Annotated in this window: 13 protein-coding genes and 1 tRNA gene; 7 read left to right on the top strand and 7 right to left on the bottom strand. The window is 71.8% G+C overall.

The window, feature by feature from the left end; all coding sequences use genetic code 11:
- Window positions 1–528: 528 nt before the first annotated feature.
- Together ACIPW5_RS12705 and ACIPW5_RS12700 are read left to right on the top strand one after the other, a co-directional pair.
- Window positions 529–1,914 carry an NAD(P)/FAD-dependent oxidoreductase gene (locus ACIPW5_RS12705; RefSeq protein ID WP_401243947.1) on the top strand — a complete coding sequence of 462 codons (1,386 nt, stop codon included), beginning with the start codon at window positions 529–531 and terminating at the stop codon, window positions 1,912–1,914.
- Window positions 1,915–2,183: 269 nt separating this feature from the next.
- A complete protein-coding gene (locus ACIPW5_RS12700; RefSeq protein ID WP_401243945.1) occupies window positions 2,184–3,569 on the top strand; it encodes a class I SAM-dependent methyltransferase in 1,386 nt (461 codons plus the stop codon).
- A gap of 81 nt (window positions 3,570–3,650) precedes the next feature.
- Here ACIPW5_RS12700 and ACIPW5_RS12695 read toward each other — a convergent pair whose 3' ends face one another.
- Together ACIPW5_RS12695 and ACIPW5_RS12690 are read right to left on the bottom strand one after the other, a co-directional pair.
- Entirely contained in the window at window positions 3,651–6,200 is a 2,550-nt protein-coding gene (locus tag ACIPW5_RS12695) for an ABC transporter permease (protein ID WP_401243943.1), read from the bottom strand.
- A 78-nt stretch (window positions 6,201–6,278) separates the two neighbouring features.
- Window positions 6,279–7,046 (bottom strand): ABC transporter ATP-binding protein, encoded by a 768-nt coding sequence (locus ACIPW5_RS12690; RefSeq protein WP_385762965.1) that lies wholly within the window; start codon window positions 7,044–7,046, stop codon window positions 6,279–6,281.
- A 430-nt stretch (window positions 7,047–7,476) separates the two neighbouring features.
- Between ACIPW5_RS12690 and ACIPW5_RS12685 the strand changes: the two genes are divergently transcribed.
- Window positions 7,477–7,559, top strand: a tRNA-Leu gene (locus tag ACIPW5_RS12685).
- A 137-nt stretch (window positions 7,560–7,696) separates the two neighbouring features.
- The gene (locus tag ACIPW5_RS12680; RefSeq protein WP_401243941.1) at window positions 7,697–8,551 is read left to right on the top strand and encodes a Bax inhibitor-1/YccA family protein; all 855 of its coding nucleotides are present in this window, start codon (window positions 7,697–7,699) and stop codon (window positions 8,549–8,551) included.
- Between the two features lie 97 nt (window positions 8,552–8,648).
- Here ACIPW5_RS12680 and ACIPW5_RS12675 read toward each other — a convergent pair whose 3' ends face one another.
- Entirely contained in the window at window positions 8,649–8,879 is a 231-nt protein-coding gene (locus ACIPW5_RS12675; protein WP_401243939.1) for a DUF4287 domain-containing protein, read from the bottom strand.
- A gap of 102 nt (window positions 8,880–8,981) precedes the next feature.
- On the opposite strand from ACIPW5_RS12675, the gene ACIPW5_RS12670 reads away from it, so the two are divergent.
- A complete protein-coding gene (locus ACIPW5_RS12670) occupies window positions 8,982–9,338 on the top strand; it encodes a hypothetical protein (protein WP_401243937.1) in 357 nt (118 codons plus the stop codon).
- Here the strand turns inward: ACIPW5_RS12670 and ACIPW5_RS12665 are convergent.
- The 3 genes from ACIPW5_RS12665 to ACIPW5_RS12655 all read right to left on the bottom strand — a co-directional run bounded on the left by ACIPW5_RS12665 (window position 9,322) and on the right by ACIPW5_RS12655 (window position 12,868).
- Window positions 9,322–10,155 (bottom strand): hypothetical protein, encoded by an 834-nt coding sequence (locus tag ACIPW5_RS12665; protein ID WP_401244373.1) that lies wholly within the window; start codon window positions 10,153–10,155, stop codon window positions 9,322–9,324. The two genes, ACIPW5_RS12670 and ACIPW5_RS12665, sit on opposite strands and share 17 nt — an antisense overlap.
- Before the next feature lie 313 nt (window positions 10,156–10,468).
- Window positions 10,469–11,689, bottom strand: coding sequence for an acetyl-CoA C-acetyltransferase (locus ACIPW5_RS12660; protein ID WP_401243936.1), 1,221 nt, complete (start codon window positions 11,687–11,689; stop codon window positions 10,469–10,471).
- A 153-nt stretch (window positions 11,690–11,842) separates the two neighbouring features.
- Entirely contained in the window at window positions 11,843–12,868 is a 1,026-nt protein-coding gene (locus ACIPW5_RS12655; RefSeq protein ID WP_401243934.1) for an SGNH/GDSL hydrolase family protein, read from the bottom strand.
- Window positions 12,869–12,993: 125 nt separating this feature from the next.
- Here ACIPW5_RS12655 and ACIPW5_RS12650 point away from each other — a divergent pair, with 125 nt between their 5' ends.
- Entirely contained in the window at window positions 12,994–14,376 is a 1,383-nt protein-coding gene (locus tag ACIPW5_RS12650; RefSeq protein ID WP_401244371.1) for a cystathionine beta-synthase, read from the top strand.
- A 534-nt stretch (window positions 14,377–14,910) separates the two neighbouring features.
- Here the strand turns inward: ACIPW5_RS12650 and ACIPW5_RS12645 are convergent.
- Window positions 14,911–15,261: a hypothetical protein gene (locus ACIPW5_RS12645; RefSeq protein ID WP_401243932.1), complete on the bottom strand. Its 351-nt coding sequence runs from the start codon at window positions 15,259–15,261 to the stop codon at window positions 14,911–14,913.
- 148 nt (window positions 15,262–15,409) lie between these two features.
- On the opposite strand from ACIPW5_RS12645, the gene ACIPW5_RS12640 reads away from it, so the two are divergent.
- A complete protein-coding gene (locus ACIPW5_RS12640; protein ID WP_401243931.1) occupies window positions 15,410–16,252 on the top strand; it encodes a MurR/RpiR family transcriptional regulator in 843 nt (280 codons plus the stop codon).
- The last annotated feature ends 16 nt before the right edge of the window (window positions 16,253–16,268 follow it).

Raw genomic sequence — 16,268 nt, 5'->3', positions numbered from 1 at the left:
TGCGCTTTGGCGACCCCGCCTCGACCGGTTCCCGGGCGGACGTGCAGCGGCCGTCGTGCGGTCGTGTGGCTGAACATCGCGTTCCGCCCGATGGGCGGCTGGTGGGCGGGGGGAGGGGGGCCGGTGCGGCGGCAGTGCGGAGGTGCCGAACAGCCCCTGGAGCGGCCGAAAGTGCCCCTGCGGGAACGAGGTTCGTGAAGTTCTTCACAAGGAAAAAGGGGCTGCCGGGTAAACAAGGGGGTCCTTCGAGGCCTTCTTGGGGGTCGCAGGGCCGTTTCGCCACCTGTTTGTGCGATGCGGGGCCGCGACGGGTTTCGTATCAGAGGTAAGGACGAAACCCAGTGGTCCAGTCCGGTTCAGGCCTTGGAGGCCAGTTCAGACCGGGTGCACAACGACTCCCGTTGTACGTTGGTTCCCGTTGCGGGCCATGATCTGGGTCACGCGGGCCGCGCAGTGTAGCAGAGACCCTGTGGCACCTTGTGAAGGGGCTCACGAGCGTCACCCCTTGGGGTGCTGGATACTCATTCCATGAGCACCACGGAGCGTCCCAGGATCCTCGTAGTAGGAGGTGGGTACGTAGGTCTGTACGCGGCCAAGCGCATCATGAAGAAGATGCGCTACGGCGAGGCGACCGTCACGGTCGTCGACCCGCGGTCGTACATGACCTACCAGCCCTTCCTCCCCGAAGTGGCCGCAGGCAACATCTCGCCTCGGCACGTTGTCGTCCCGCTGCGACGCGTGCTGCCCAAGGCTGAGGTTCTCACCGGCCGGGTCACCACCATCGACCAGGACCGCAAGGTCGCCGTCGTCACGCCGCTCGTCGGCGAGGCGTACGAGCTGCCCTTCGACTACCTGGTGATCGCGCTCGGCGCCGTCTCCCGCACCTTCCCGATCCCCGGCCTGGCCGAACAGGGCATCGGCATGAAGGGCGTCGAGGAGGGCATCGGCCTGCGCAACCACGTCCTCGAGCAGCTCGACAAGGCGGAGTCCACGACGGACGAGAACGTCCGCCGCAAGGCCCTCACCTTCGTCTTCGTCGGCGGCGGCTTCGCCGGCGCCGAGACGATCGGCGAGGTCGAGGACATGGCCCGCGACGCCGTGAAGTACTACTCCACGATCAAGCGCGAGGACATGCGCTTCATCCTGGTCGACGCGGCCGACAAGATCCTTCCCGAGGTCGGGCCCAAGCTCGGCACCTGGGGCAAGGAGCACCTCGAGTCCCGCGGCATCGAGATCTACCTCAGCACCTCCATGGACTCCTGCGTGGACGGCCACGTGGTGCTGAAGAACGGCCTCGAGGTCGACTCCAACACCATCGTGTGGACCGCGGGCGTCAAGCCGAACCCGGCGCTGGCCCGCTACGGCCTGCCGCTGGGCCCGCGCGGCCACGTGGACACCGCCCCGACCCTCCAGGTCCAGGGCACGGACTACATCTGGGCCGCGGGCGACAACGCCCAGGTCCCGGACGTCGCCTCCCGCAAGGCCGGCGTCGAGAACGCCTGGTGCCCGCCGAACGCCCAGCACGCGCTGCGCCAGGCCAAGGTCCTCGGCGACAACGTGGTCTCCGGCATGCGGGGCTTCCCGCAGAAGGAGTACTCGCACTCCAACAAGGGTGCGGTGGCGGGCCTCGGCCTCCACAAGGGCGTCGCGATGATCGTCATGGGCAAGATGAAGATCAAGCTCAAGGGCCGGCTCGCCTGGTACATGCACCGTGGCTACCACGGCATGGCCATGCCGACCTGGAACCGCAAGATCCGCGTCTTCGCCGACTGGACCCTCGGCATGTTCCTCAAGCGCGAGGTCGTCTCCCTCGGAGCGCTGGAGACCCCCCGCGAGGAGTTCTACGAGGCCGCCAAGCCGGCGCCGGCCCCGGCCGCCGCCGCTGCCCCGGCCGAGAAGGCCAAGGCCTCCTGACCCCGGCCGGTCCGGCAGGAACCTGAGTACGACCCCGAAGGGGCCGCCCGCCATCCGTGGTGCGGGCGGCCCCTTCGGCGTACCCGGGGACCGCCGTTCGGGGGTGGCCGGATCCATGCGCGGGCGTGGCCGGACCAGCCCCCCTTACCGCGGGTCCGGCGCGGCGGGCTGGAGCCCGGGTCGAGTGCCGGTCCAGCGGGCAAACCGGTGGTGATTGCCCCAGAGGGGAAGTGGGAAGTCGTTCCACGGAACTCCTGGAGGTGCCTGAAATGACCGACGCCGCGCCGCGGCTGGCAGCGATTGCCGAAACCCTGCTGGGCGCCCCCGTGCCCGTGCGGATACGGGCCTGGGACGGCAGTGAGGCCGGCCCGGCCACCGGCCCCGTGCTGGTGATCAACCACCGGCGGGCCCTGCGCCGGATCCTGTGGAAGCCGGGCGAGCTGGGGCTCGCCCGCGCCTGGGTGGCGGGCGACCTGACCGCCGAGGGCGACCTGTTCGACCTGCTCGACCGGGTGGCCGGCCTGCTCTGGGAGCGGGAGCCCCCGGCGCCCGCGGCCGCCCCCGTCCCGGCCCTCACCGGGCTGGGCAAGCTCGCCGCCCTGCGCCCGCACCTGCCCGGGTACGGCTCCGCCGCCGGGACCGCCGCGCTCCTGCGCGACCCGGCCGCACGGGCCGCCGTACGCGACCTCGTGGCCCTGGCGCGCCCCTGGGCGGCGCCCGCGCCGCCGCCCGAGGAGGCCGTCCGCAGCGGCGGGCCGCGCCACTCGAAGCGGCGCGACAGCGAGGCGATCAGCCACCACTACGACGTGGGCAACGACTTCTACGAGCTGGTCCTCGGCCCCTCGATGGTCTACTCCTGCGCCTACTGGACCCCGGAGGGCACCCTGGAGGACGCCCAGCGGGACAAGCTCGACCTGGTCTGCCGCAAGCTCGGCCTGGAGCCGGGGCAGCGGCTGCTGGACGTCGGCTGCGGCTGGGGCTCCATGGCCCTGCACGCCGCCCGCGCGTACGGGGTGCACGTCACCGGCATCACGCTCTCCCGGGAGCAGGCCGCGTACGCCCGCAAGCGGATCGCCGAGGAGGGCCTGACGGACCGGGTCGAGATCCGGGTGCAGGACTACCGGGACGTCGAGGACGGCCCGTACGACGCGATCTCCTCCATCGGCATGGCCGAGCACGTGGGCTCCGAGCGCTACCGCGAGTACGCCGGGATCCTGCACGCGCTGCTGGCCCCCGGCGGCCGGCTGCTCAACCACCAGATCGCGCGGCGCCCGGAGCCCGACGAGCAGGCGTACGAGATCGACGAGTTCATCGACGCGTACGTCTTCCCGGACGGGGAGCTCTCCCCGATCGGCACCACCGTCGGCGAGCTGGAGCGGGCGGGCTTCGAGGTCCGGGACGTGGAGGCGCTGCGCGAGCACTACGCGCTGACCCTGCGGGCCTGGGTGGCCCGTCTGGAGCGGCACTGGGACGAGGCCGTACGGCTGACCTCGCCCGGCCGGGCCCGGGTGTGGCTGCTGTACATGGCGGCGTCCGCGCTGGGCTTCGAGCACAACCGGCTGGGGGTCAACCAGGTCCTGGCGGTGCGCGCCGGTGACGGAGGGGCCTCGGAGGTGCCGCTGCGGGCGCGCGTCTGGGGCACGGGGACCGCGTAGCGGCCCCGCGGCCCCGCGGCCGGGCAACGGGAAGGGCCCCGGGGCGTGTTGCCCCGGGGCCCTTCCTCGTGCGCCGTACCGCTACTCGGTCTTGATGGCGGTCAGCATGTTCAGCCGGGCGGCGCTGCGGGCCGGCCACATGGCGGCCAGGACGCCGACGACGGCGGCCAGCAGCAGGAAGATGCCGATCCGGTCGTAGGGGAGGACCAGTTCGTAGTTCGGCACCGACTTGGCGATGGTGGAGCCGACGGCCCAGGCGAGGAAGACGCCGATGCCGACACCGAGGACCGCGCCGAAGAGCGAGATGACCACGGACTCCAGGCGGATCATGTTCTTGACCCGGGCCCGGTCCAGGCCGATCGCCCGCAGCATGCCGATCTCCTGGGTCCGCTCGAAGACGGACATCGCCAGGGTGTTGACCACGCCGAGCACCGAGATGATCAGCGCCATGCCGAGCAGGCCGTACATGATGTTCAGCATCGTGTTGATGAGGCCGCCCATCTCGTTGCGCATGTCCTGCTGGGTGGCGACGGTCATCGCCGGGTTCTTGCCGAGGGCGTCGATGACGGCCTGCTGGCTCGCCTTGGACTGGCCGTCGGTGGTGTTGACGTAGACCTCGGGGATGTACTGCTGGTCCGTGTGCGCGGCGAGGATCTTGTTGTCGATGACGTACGGGGACAGCAGCCCGTCCAGGTCCTTGTAGACCGCGCCGACCTTCAGGGTGGTCTTCTGGCCGTCCTCGAACTGCGCCTGGAGGGCGGAGCCGACGGTCAGGTTCTGCTTCTTCGCGGTCTTCTCGGCGACGGCGACCTCGCCCTTGCCGAGGCTGTCCAGGGAGCCGCTGACGACCTGGATGTTCAGGACCTGGCCGATGGCGGCCGGGTTGACGCCGGAGGCGGCGCGGAAGCTGTCGCCGATCTTGAAGTAGCCGGCGGCCTGCGGGGAGACCGCCTTGACGCCCGGGGCCTTGGCGAGGGTCTCGGCCACCGACTTGTCCAGGCTGCCGATGCCGCCGGACATGGAGACCTTGTAGTCGGCCTTCAGCTTGTCGGTGCTCATCCGGTCGATGGCCTTGCCCATGGTGACGCCGAGCACGGACATGGTGGTGACGAGGGTGAGGCCGATCGCCAGGGAGGCGGCGGTGACGGCGGTGCGGCGCGGGTTGCGGACGGCGTTCTGCGCGGCCAGCTTGCCGGGGACGCCGAAGACCTTCTGGAGCGCCGGGCGGACGGACGCGATGACCGGCTGGGACAGCAGCGGGAGCAGCACGATCATGCCGATGAGCATGAGGGCCGCGCCGCCGCCGATGACCATGCGGCCGTCGCCGCCCATCGAGACGCCGAGGAAGACGATGCCGATGCCCGCCAGGCTGATCACGGAGCCGATGACGTTGCGGACCACGAGGGACTTGGCGGAGGCCGGCAGGTGCGCGCTGCCCATGGCGGCGATGGGGGCGATCCGGCCGGTGCGCCAGGCGGGCAGCAGGGCGGCGACGGTGGTGACGAGGACGCCGATGACCAGGGCGGCGATGATCGTGCCCGGGGCGACGACCAGGTCCCCGGCGGGGATCTTGGCGCCGATGCCGTCCATCAGGGAGCGCATGCCGACCGCGAGGCCGATGCCGCCGGCCAGGCCGATGGCGGCCGAGAGGGCGCCGACGACCAGGGCCTCGGTGAGCACCGAGCGCATGACCTGGCCGCGGTTGGCGCCGACGGCGCGCAGCAGGGCCAGTTCCTTGGTGCGCTGGGCGACCAGCATGGTGAAGGTGTTGTAGATGAGGAAGACGCCGACGAAGAGGGAGATGCCGGCGAAGGCGAGCAGCATGGTGCTCATGCTGCTCATCCCCTTCTCGATGTCCTTGGCCTGCTGGGCGGCGAGCGCGGCGCCGGTCTGGGCCTTCGCGCTCTTGTCGTTGATCAGCGGCTTGATGTCGGCGAGCAGCTGGTCGGCGGAGGCGCCGGGGGCGGCGGCGACGGAGAGCTCGTCGTAGAAGCCGGGCTGGAGGTAGAGCTCCTGGGCGACCTTGGTGTCGAAGAGGACCAGGCTGCCGCCGGCGTTGACGGCGCCGTCCTCGGTGGTGAAGACGCCGGAGAGGGTGAACTCGCGGACCGGGCCGTTGGTGGCGACGCGGACCTTGTCGCCGGTCTTGTAGCCGCCGGTGGAGGCGGTCTCCTTGTCGAGGGCGACCTGGTCGTCCCGGACCGGGCCGGTGCCGTCGGTGAACGTGTAGCGGGGGTCCTTGCCGTCCTTGACGGGGGCGAAGTTGGAGCCCTTGTTGTCCCAGCCGGAGCCGATCAGCTTGCCGTTCTCGTCGCCGACGCCGGCGAAGCCCGAGACGCGGCCGGAGACCGAGCCGACGCCCTTGACGGCCTTGACCTTCTCCAGGGTCTGCTGGCTGAGGCCGGGGTCGCCCTCCTTCTGGCCGTCCTCGCCGCGGGCCTGGCCGTGCGAGGTGACGGAGACGGCGACGCCGCTGTAGCTCTTGGCCGACTGGCCGGACAGGGCGTTGCTGAGGGTGTCGGTGAAGACGAGGGTGCCGGAGACGAAGGCGACGCCGAGGGTGACGGCGAGCACCGTCATCAGCAGCCTCGCCTTGTGCGCGAGGACGTTGCGCAGGGCGGTACGGAACATGGGGATCTCAGTCCTGGGGCTGGAGGTCTGTCAGGAGGGCTGCGGGGGCTCCGCGGAGCGGGGTGGTCCGGCTCCGGGTCAGCTGGTGCGGCCCTTGGCGTCGAAGGCCTTCATCCGGTCGAGCACGCCGTCGGCGGTGGGCGCGTACATCTCGTCGACGATGCGGCCGTCGGCGAGGAAGATGACGCGGTCCGCGTAGGAGGCGGCGACGGCGTCGTGGGTGACCATCACGACGGTCTGGCCGAGCTCGCGCACCGAGTTGCGCAGGAAGCCGAGGACCTCGGCGCCGGAGCGGGAGTCGAGGTTTCCGGTCGGCTCGTCGCCGAAGATGATCTCGGGGCGGGCGGCGAGGGCGCGGGCCACGGCGACGCGCTGCTGCTGGCCGCCGGAGAGCTGGGTGGGGCGGTGGGAGAGGCGGCCGGAGAGGCCGACCATGTCCACCACGGTGTCCAGCCACTGCTTGTCGGGCTTGCGGCCGGCGATGTCCATGGGGAGGGTGATGTTCTCCAGGGCGGTCAGGGTCGGCAGCAGGTTGAAGGCCTGGAAGATGAAGCCGATCTTGTCCCGGCGCAGCTGGGTCAGCTGCTTGTCCTTGAGGGAGCCGAGCTCGGTGTCGCCGATGCGGACCGAGCCGGAGGAGAAGGTGTCCAGCCCGGCCACGCAGTGCATCAGCGTGGACTTGCCGGAGCCGGAGGGGCCCATGATCGCGGTGAACTGGCCCTGGCCGAAGTCGACGGAGACGTTGTCCAGCGCGACCACCTGGGTCTCGCCCTGGCCGTACACCTTGGAGAGCTGCGTGGCGCGGGCGGCCACGGCCTGTGCGGTGTGCTGCCGGGCGTAGTTCATGGCGGTCACGGGGGGACTCCTGTCGAACAGTTCTGCGGTGGGGCGGGACCTTTCCATCCTCACCGGGGGCACCCCCGCCGGGGATCAGCCGCGGTGCCCGTTCGACGGCCCACTGGAGTCTGACCGCAGGGGGCGCCGTCTCCTCCTCTGGTATGACAGGAGCTAGCCGCGGGGGTCCGCGCGGGGGTCCGGCGCGCGGGGTGGCCCGGGGTGGCGGGCGGGGTGGCGCAGGGCAACGGAATCAGGTCAATCCCGGGGCGGGGCGGCGCATCCTCCGGAAGCGGGCCGACCGTGACTTATCGGGTCTGACGCCCACTCAATCGCCAATAAAATCAGACAACATCGGATAGAGGGCCCCCTGTCGGCGGGGGTGTTCCGGATAGGCTCGTCACTGCCTTCAAGGCATTTTCCACGGGGCCCGCCGCGCCTTGCCCGGATGGTGGAATGGCAGACACGGCGAGCTTAAACCTCGCTGGCCCTCGGGCCGTGCCGGTTCAAGTCCGGCTCCGGGCACACATGCGGCTCTTCCGTTTATCGGCGGCGGTTCGCCGAGCCTTCTCCTAAGATCCTCCTCCAGCAGTAGGGTGCTTTTTTTGCGAGCGCATTACTCTTGAAGGCAAGGCCGCGCACGGTGGCCATGGAGGAGTGAGATGAGGAGCAGTAACCCGGTCTTCTCGCGACGGGGGTTCAGCCGCGACAACGGCGGCTACGCGGGCTTCGAGGCGCAGCACGCGCAGGCCGGGACCGCGACCAACCCGTACGCGACGAATCCTTACGCCACCGACGCGGCCACCGGCATGCCGGCCGCCCCGGCCCGCGGCAACGCGATGACCATCGACGACGTCGTGACCCGCACGGCCATGACGCTCGGCACCCTGATCGTCACCGCGACCCTCGCGTGGATCTTCCTGCCCGTGGACGCGGCCAACGTCGGCATGTCGTACGGCGTCGCCGTGGGCGCGGCGCTCGTCGCGTTCGTGCTCGCCATGGTCCAGAGCTTCAAGAGCAAGCCGTCGTCGGCGCTGATCCTCGGCTACGCGGCGTTCGAGGGCGTCTTCCTCGGCGTCATCTCGATGGTGACCAGCACCTACATCAGCCCCGGCGTGGTCGTCCAGGCCGTGCTCGGCACGATGTGCGTCTTCGCGGCGGTGCTCTTCGCCTACAAGATGCGCTGGATCCGCGTCACCCGCCGCTTCACCGGCTTCGTGATGGCCGCGGCCCTCGGCTTCGTCCTGCTCATGCTGGCGAACTCGCTGTTCATGCTGTTCGGCGGCGGTGACGGCCTCGGCTTCCGCAGCGGCGCCCTCGGCATCGTCTTCGGCATCGTCGGCGTCATCCTCGGCGCCTGCTTCCTCGCCCTGGACTTCAAGCAGGTCGAGGACGGCGTGACGTACGGCGCCCCGCGCGAGGAGTCCTGGCTGGCGGCCTTCGGCCTCACGCTGACCCTGGTGTGGATCTACCTGGAGCTGCTGCGCCTGTTCCAGATCCTCTCGGGCGACGACTAGTCGTACCGGCAGAGCCAGGGGAAGGCCCCGCGAGCGTTCGCTCGCGGGGCCTTCCCGCGTCTGGGCTCGTGAGGGGGGCAACGGGTCGTCGGTGCGATCAGCCGAACCTGCGGGCGGCTCTGCGCAGGCCGTACTCGTGGATGATCGCCTTGGCCTGGCCGTGCGACAGCTCGTGCGCGCCGAGCAGCCAGCTGACCTTGTCCTCGAACCGGACGAGGGAGGGGCCTTCGTCCACGGTGCGGAGCCAGTCGGAGATCTCACGACCGGTGGTCTGGGGGATTCTGTCGATCATGTTGCGGTGGGTCTTCTCGGAGAACTCTACGGACATGGGCGCCTCCGGGGGGTGTCGCCGTGCTGTTCTCTTCACGTCACCGTGCCGCAGAGTTCGCCCGTTGGCAATGGTGCCGGGGCGGCGCGTAAGGTCGGCCGGGTGCTCGATACCTCACCCCTGAACGCCGCCGTGGAACGCTTCGCCGACCGGCTGCGGAGCGCCCCGCAGAGCCGGCTGCAGCGGGGTGCGGCCGCCGAGGCCCTGGAGCTGGCCCGTGAGCTCGCGCTGCGCGCCCAGCGGCTGGAGGACCCGGTCGGGGCGGCTCCGGCGCGCGTGATGCCGGAGGCGGGCCTCTTCACCGTGGGGGACCAGGTGGCGGTGGCCGGCCTCGACCTGGCCGAGGCGCTGCGCGCCGCGGACCGGGAAGGCGCCCCGGACGGCGCGAAGGCCCCGTCCGAGATGCTGGACGAGGCCGTGGCGCTGGTGGAGCGGGCGGAAGTCAGAGCGATGCGATGACGCGGTCCGCGAGGATGTAGACGTTGCTGTCGGGGTCCTCGGAGTCACCGCAGGAGAAGGTCAGGGCGTAGGCGCCGGAGATGCCGGAGCCGCCCAGCAGGACCGGGGCGGTGCCCGAGCGCAGGGCCTCGGCGAGGCGCTCCGCGGTCTCCCGGTGGCCCGGGGTCATGCAGAGCGTGGTGCCGTCGGTGAAGACGTACACGTCGAGGGTGCCCAGCGGGCCCGGACGGACGTCGGCGAGGGCCGTACGGGCCTCCGCGAGCTCCTCCAGGCGGCTGACGGTGCGCTCGTGGTCGGCGCCGGGGCTCGGCTGGACCGGGACGAAGTCGGGGTGCGAGGGGTGGCGGCGGCGGGCCGCGGCCAGCTCGGCCGAATCCTCCGGGTACTCGTCGGCGAGGTCGTCGCCCAGGACCGGCTCCAGGCCGACCAGGTCCGCCTGCCGGGGCAGGAACAGCGGGCTGTCCTCGCCGAGGCCCGGCAGGCCGCCCAGCAGCGACGTGGGGGCCTCCCCGGCGAAGCGGGGGGAGGTGTCGGCGGCGTCGCGGGCCTCCTGCGCGGCCCAGAAGGCCCGCGCCTCGGCCAGCTCGCGCTCGCGCTCCTCGGCCAGGGCCTCGGCCACGGCGGCTCGTATCTCGGCGGCGGGGGACGACGGCACGGCGGCGCGCGCGTGCGGGACGGCCGCGGCGCGCGGGTGCGCCGACACCGCAAGCTCACCGCGCAGGGCGGTGACCTGCTTGCGCAGTCCGTGGACGGCGTGCAGCGCAGCAGCGCCCACGGCCGTGGCAGCGGCCGTGGTCAGCAGCAGGGCAAGAGACATGGCGCTCACTGACTAACTCCTGGTTGATTCGATCCCCCGACTTCCTACATCAGCTTGTCCTGTGCTGTGAATGGCGTGCAGTGCATTACGTCATGAAATGGACAGGTCTTTCGTCCTTACGGATCACAGCTGATGGCGTCTGACCTGGGCAAATGCCGATCCCCCAGGACAAAGGTCACATCCTGGGGGAGATTCGGTCACAGGTCGGCCGCGACGGGATTGGATTTGCCGTCAGTAGAGCGCACCGACCTGGAGGATCCCTTGCGGGGCCTGGGTGCCCCGCTCGATCCGCCGGTCGGCGGGGCCGTCCGGGCTACGAGAGGCGCTCGATCACCATGGCCATGCCCTGGCCGCCGCCGACGCACATCGTCTCCAGGCCGAACTGCTTGTCGTGGAACTGGAGGCTGTTGATCAGCGTGCCGGTGATGCGGGCACCGGTCATCCCGAACGGGTGACCGACGGCGATGGCCCCGCCGTTGACGTTCAGCTTGTCGAGCGGGATCTCCAGGTCGCGGTAGGACGGGATGACCTGGGCCGCGAAGGCCTCGTTGATCTCGAACAGGTCGATGTCGCCGACGGTCAGCCCGGCCCGCTTCAGGGCCTGCTTCGACGCCTCGACCGGGCCCAGGCCCATGATCTCGGGGGACAGGGCGGTGACGCCGGTGGAGACGATCCGGGCCAGCGGGGTCAGGCCCAGCTCCCGCGCCTTGGTGTCGCTCATGATGACGAGCGCGGCGGCGCCGTCGTTGAGCGGGCAGCAGTTGCCGGCCGTGACCAGGCCGTCGGGGCGGAAGACGGGCTTGAGGCCCTCCACGCCCTCCAGGGTGACGCCGGCGCGCGGGCCGTCGTCCTTGCTGACGACGGTGCCGTCCGGGGTGGTGACCGGGGTGATCTCGCGCGCCCAGAAGCCGTTCTTGATGGCCTCCTCGGCCAGGTTCTGGGAGCGGACGCCGAACTCGTCCATGTCCCGGCGGGTCACGCCCTTGAGGCGGGCCAGGTTCTCGGCGGTCTGCCCCATGGAGATGTACGCGTCGGGGATCAGGCCGTCCTCGCGCGGGTCGTGCCAGTCGCTGCCCTCGCTCTGCGCGACGGCGGCCGTGCGGCCCTCGGCGTCGGCGAAGAGCGGGTTGTGGGTCTCCGGCAGGCCGTCGGAGGAGCCCTTCGCGAACCGGGAGACGGTCTCGACGCCGGCGGAGATGAACACGTCGCCCTCGCCCGCCTTGATGGCGTGCAGCGCCATCCGGGAGGTCTGGAGCGAGGAGGAGCAGTAGCGGGTGATCGTGGTGCCGGGCAGGTAGTCCATGCCCATCTGCACGGCGACGATGCGGGCGAGGTTGTGCCCCTGCTCGCCGCCGGGGAGGCCGCAGCCGAGCATCAGGTCGTCGATCTGGCGCGGGTCCAGCTCGGGGACCTTCGCGAGGGCGGCCTGGATGATCGTGGCGGTGAGGTCGTCCGGACGGACGTCCTTGAGCGAGCCCTTGCCGGCGCGCCCGATCGGGGAGCGGGCGGTGGAAACGATGACGGCTTCGGGCATCGGGACTCCAAGGGGTGCGTGCGTCGTTGCGGGACCGCAAGCGAAGTTACCGCCCCGTACGGTCGGGGTCACGGTGCGCAGCGTGTGACCCCGGACTCCTTTTGAACACGCCGCTCGCGCGGCTCGGCAGCGGCCCGCCCGCCCCGGGCGGGGTTACGCCGGGTCCTCGTGGGCGGAGCCGGCGGTGGTGGCCGGTTGTGGGGGCTGGGGTTCCGGGAGGCGCCGGCGGCGGCGGTGTTTCAGCAGGGCCCACGGGCCGCGGGCCGGGGTGACCTCCGTGCCGGGCTCGCCCGCCGCCGCCGAGGCCGCCTTCGCCACCAGCAGCATGTCCTCGTCCCGCGAGACGTCCAGCCGGTCCGAGCCCGGCCACAGCCCCAGCGCCGCGCACAGCGTCGGCAGCATCGCCATCGCCGCCGTCGCGTACCCCTCCGCCGACGGGTGGTAGGAGTCCGGGCCGAACATCTCGCGCGGGTTCGCCGCGAACTCCGGGCCCAGCAGGTCCCCCATCGAGATCGTGCGGGCGCCCAGCGCGACCACGCCGACCGTCTGCGCCGCCGCCAGCTGCCGCGAGACCCGGCGGGCCATCCACCGCAGTGGCTGGTACACCGGCTCGATGGTGCCCAGGTCGGGGCAGGTCCCGACCACCACCTCCGCGCCCGCGAGCCGCAGTCTGCGTACCGCCGCCGTCAGCAGCCGCACCGACTGCGTCAGCGGCATCCGCTTGGTCACGTCGTTCGCGCCGATGATGATCACGCACACGTCCGGCGCCGGCCCGCGCCCGTCCAGCAGCAGGCTCACCTGGCGGTCGAGGTCGTCGGACATGGCCCCGGACAGTGCCACGTTGCGCAGCTCCACCGGCCGCTCGGCCACCGCCGCCAGCCCGGATGCCAGCAGGGCGGCCGGCGTCTGGCGGGCCCGGTGGACGCCCAGTCCGGCCGCGGTGGAGTCGCCCAGCATGCCCATGCGCAGCGGCCCGGGGCTCAGTTCCGGCCCGCCGAACTCGCTCCCGTACAGACCGTCCGCCCGCGGCGGGTCGCCCAGCCCGTTGCCGACCGTGCGCTTCGCGAACTGCACCTCCGCCAGCACCAGCCCGAACGCGGCCACTCCGACCAGCCCGAGTCCGCCACCGCCGTACGCTGCACCCGCCGCGATCCGGCGGGCCGTCCTCGCCCTGGACACCCTTGGAGCCACCTCCTGCGTCGTGTTGACCTACCTGCCCCGTACTGCCGGTCGGCCAATCCCTTTCCGCATACTCTGGCCGGACCTCCCGGAGAACCCGTGGAGTCCCCTTCTTGGAGAACATGGTGCAATTCCACGACTCGATGATCAGCCTCGTCGGCAACACCCCGCTGGTGAAGCTCAACCGCGTGACCGAAGGCCTGCAGGCCACCGTGCTGGCCAAGGTCGAGTACTTCAACCCCGGCGGTTCGGTCAAGGACCGCATCGCCGTCCGGATGATCGAGGCCGCCGAGCAGAGCGGTGCCCTCAAGCCCGGTGGCACCATCGTGGAGCCCACCAGCGGCAACACCGGCGTCGGACTCGCCATCGTGGCCCAGCAGAAGGGCTACAAGTGCATCTTCGTCTGCCCTGACAAGGTGTCGATGGACAAGATCAACGTGATGCGCGCGTACGGCGCCGAGGTCGTGGTCTGCCCCACCGCCGTCGACCCCGAGCACCCGGACTCGTACTACAACGTGTCCGACCGCCTCGCGCGGGAGCCCGGCGCCTGGAAGCCCGACCAGTACAGCAACCCGAACAACCCCCGTTCGCACTACGAGACCACCGGTCCCGAGCTCTGGGAGCAGACCGAGGGGAAGATCACGCACTTCGTGGCGGGCGTCGGCACCGGCGGCACGATCTCCGGCACCGGCAACTACCTCAAGGAGGTCAGCGGCGGGAAGGTCAAGGTCATCGGCGCGGACCCGGAGGGCTCCGTCTACTCCGGCGGCAGCGGCCGCCCGTACCTCGTCGAGGGTGTCGGCGAGGACTTCTGGCCGACCGCCTACGACCCGAACGTCACCGACGAGATCATCGCGGTGTCCGACAAGGACTCCTTCCAGATGACCCGCCGCCTGGCGAAGGAGGAGGGCCTGCTGGTCGGCGGATCCTGCGGCATGGCGGTCGTCGCCGCGCTGCGCGCCGCCGAGGGCCTGGGCCCGGACGACGTGGTCGTCGTGCTGCTGCCGGACAGCGGCCGCGGCTACCTCAGCAAGATCTTCTCGGACGAGTGGATGGCCGGGCACGGCTTCCTGGAGGAGGCGGGCCCCGCGGCGCGCATCGGCGACGTCCTCGCCGACAAGGAGGGCGGCATCCCGTCGCTCGTCCACATGCACCCGGAGGAGACCGTCGGCCAGGCCATCGACGTGCTGCGCGAGTACGGCGTCTCGCAGATGCCGATCGTCAAGCCGGGTGCCGGCCACCCCGACGTGATGGCCGCCGAGGTCATCGGGTCGGTCGTGGAGAAGGAGCTCCTCGCGGCGCTGTTCGCGCAGCGGGCCTCCCTCGGCGACCCGTTGGAGAAGCACATGAGCGCGCCGCTGCCGCAGGTCGGCTCCGGTGAGCCGGTCTCCGAGCTGATGGCGGTGCTGGGCGAGGCCGACGCGGCGATCGTGCTGGTCGAGGGCAAGCCGACCGGTGTGGTGAGCCGCCAGGACCTGCTGGCGTTCCTGGCGAAGACCGCCAAGTAGTCCCCGCGTACGCGGCCGGGGAGGCGGCGGGCCACGGGGCAGCCGTCCTTCCCGGGGCGGGGGTGGTGGGCGGGGACCGCCGCACCCCCGGCGGGCCGGGGGGCGGGACGACGGCGGTCCCCGTCCGGGACACGGGCCGGGTCAGGGCCGTCCGCGTCCGTGGCGCCCGCGCGCTCCGGGAGCCGCTCCGGAGGCGTGCGCAGGTGCCGTGCGAGGTGTCGGCCGGGTCCGCTGCCTTCCCGGTCTCCCGGGCTCCCCTGCCGACGACCACCACTGTGCCGGAGCCGTGTTAAGCGGGTGCTGCCGTCACGTGTCGCGCCCGTACCGTTTGCGCGACGGCCTGGGAGGGGCGACGGCCTAGGGGGTGTCCGCAAAGTCCCGCCTGCCCCGCGGCGCCCGGCACGCACTCTCGCCGCACCGGGCGAAAGCCCGAGTACGTCCAGTACGCGGGCTTCCGCCCGGCACGCCGAGAGCACGCACCGGACACCGCGGAGCCCGCCCTCCGGGCGGACGGCGCCACTTTGCGGACACCCCCTAGGAGCGAGACCGGCGCAGCCGGCCGGTGTGGGCGAGGTTCACGCCCACGATGCCCGCCCAGGTCGCCACCAGGCCGCCGATGCCCTGGGTGATCCCGATGGCCGACAGCGGCACCGCCAGCACCAGCGTGACGATCGCGAAGCCGAAGCGCTCCCCGAAGGCGCTCGCCGCGGACCCGCCGGGGCCCGGCCCGCCGCGGGCCTGGAGCAGCCGCTCCTCCGCGAGCCGGCGCCGGACCTGGGTGTCGACCTTGTCCACGAAGGATTCCACCAGTGCGGCGTCGTACTCGGGCCCGAGCTCCCGCCGGGCCTCCAGCGTGGCGGCGAGTTCCTTCTTGAGCTCTGTCATGAGGCCACCGTAGGAAGGGCCGGTGCGGCCCGCACTGGGGGTAGCCCCCGTATCCGGATCGCGGGCACCGGCTTGCCCCGCTGCATAGACACATGCAGAGTGCAGGGTGACTGAATATCTCACCGGGGACGGGACGGAGGGGGCGGCGATGAACGACAGCCCGGCCGCGAGGCTGCAACAGCTGTTCGAGGGACACCGGCTGACGCCGACCCAGCGGCGGATCGCGCACTGCATGGTGCGCGGCGCGGCGGAGGTGCCGTTCCTGTCGAGCGTGGAACTCGCCGAGCTGGCCGGGGTGAGCCAGCCCTCGGTGACCCGGTTCGCCGTGGCCCTCGGTTTCGACGGGTACCCGGCGCTGCGCCGGCACCTGCGCGAGGTGGCTCCGGCCGGGCGCCCCGAGCCCGCGGCCGAGGGCGAGTACAACGAGTACCAGCAGGCCGTGCAGGGCGAGATCGAGAACCTCCGGCGGCTGTCGGCGATGCTCGCGGACCCGGCGCCGGTCGAGGAGGCGGGCCGGGTGCTCGCGGCCTCGGCGCCGCTCCCGGTGCTGGGGCTGCGGGCGGCGTCCTCGCAGGCGCGCGGGTTCGCGTACTTCGCCGCCAAGGTGCATCCGGACGTGCGCCTGCTCGACGAGGGCGGCTCGATGCTCGCCGACCGGATCGACGCGGCGGCCGCCGCCGGGGCCTCGGCGCTGCTGTGCTTCGCGCTGCCGCGGCACCCGCGCGAGGTGGTGGAGGCCCTGGAGCACGCGCGGGCGGCCGGGCTGACCGCGGTGACGGTCGCCGACTCGGCCTTCGCGCCCGTCGCCCGGCACTCGGACCTGCTGATCCCGGCGCCGGTCGGCACCGGGCTGGCCTTCGACACGGCGTGCGCGCCGATGCTGCTGGGCCGGGTGCTGCTGGAGGCGATGGCGGACGCCCTGCCGGACGCGCAGGCGCGGCTGGAGGACTTCGACGCGCGGGCCGCCGCGCGGGGCCTGTTCGTGGAGTAGCCGCCGGCCGGCCGGT

The organism is Streptomyces sp. NPDC090077 (assembly GCF_044747545.1).
Lineage (GTDB): Bacteria > Actinomycetota > Actinomycetes > Streptomycetales > Streptomycetaceae > Streptomyces.
The sequence above is the reverse complement of the archived record's forward strand: the minus strand, read 5'-3'. Positions and strand labels throughout refer to the sequence as shown.

Bases quoted from the DNA above. Each gene is read 5' to 3' on its own strand.
- ACIPW5_RS12705 (WP_401243947.1), top strand. From the start codon at position 529: ATGAGCACCACGGAGCGTCCCAGGATCCTCGTAGTAGGAGGTGGGTAC.
- ACIPW5_RS12700 (WP_401243945.1), top strand. From the start codon at position 2,184: ATGACCGACGCCGCGCCGCGGCTGGCAGCGATTGCCGAAACCCTGCTG.
- ACIPW5_RS12695 (WP_401243943.1), bottom strand. From the start codon at position 6,200: ATGTTCCGTACCGCCCTGCGCAACGTCCTCGCGCACAAGGCGAGGCTG.
- ACIPW5_RS12690 (WP_385762965.1), bottom strand. From the start codon at position 7,046: ATGAACTACGCCCGGCAGCACACCGCACAGGCCGTGGCCGCCCGCGCC.
- ACIPW5_RS12680 (WP_401243941.1), top strand. From the start codon at position 7,697: ATGAGGAGCAGTAACCCGGTCTTCTCGCGACGGGGGTTCAGCCGCGAC.
- ACIPW5_RS12675 (WP_401243939.1), bottom strand. From the start codon at position 8,879: ATGTCCGTAGAGTTCTCCGAGAAGACCCACCGCAACATGATCGACAGA.
- ACIPW5_RS12665 (WP_401244373.1), bottom strand. From the start codon at position 10,155: ATGTCTCTTGCCCTGCTGCTGACCACGGCCGCTGCCACGGCCGTGGGC.
- ACIPW5_RS12660 (WP_401243936.1), bottom strand. From the start codon at position 11,689: ATGCCCGAAGCCGTCATCGTTTCCACCGCCCGCTCCCCGATCGGGCGC.
- ACIPW5_RS12645 (WP_401243932.1), bottom strand. From the start codon at position 15,261: ATGACAGAGCTCAAGAAGGAACTCGCCGCCACGCTGGAGGCCCGGCGG.
- ACIPW5_RS12640 (WP_401243931.1), top strand. From the start codon at position 15,410: ATGAACGACAGCCCGGCCGCGAGGCTGCAACAGCTGTTCGAGGGACAC.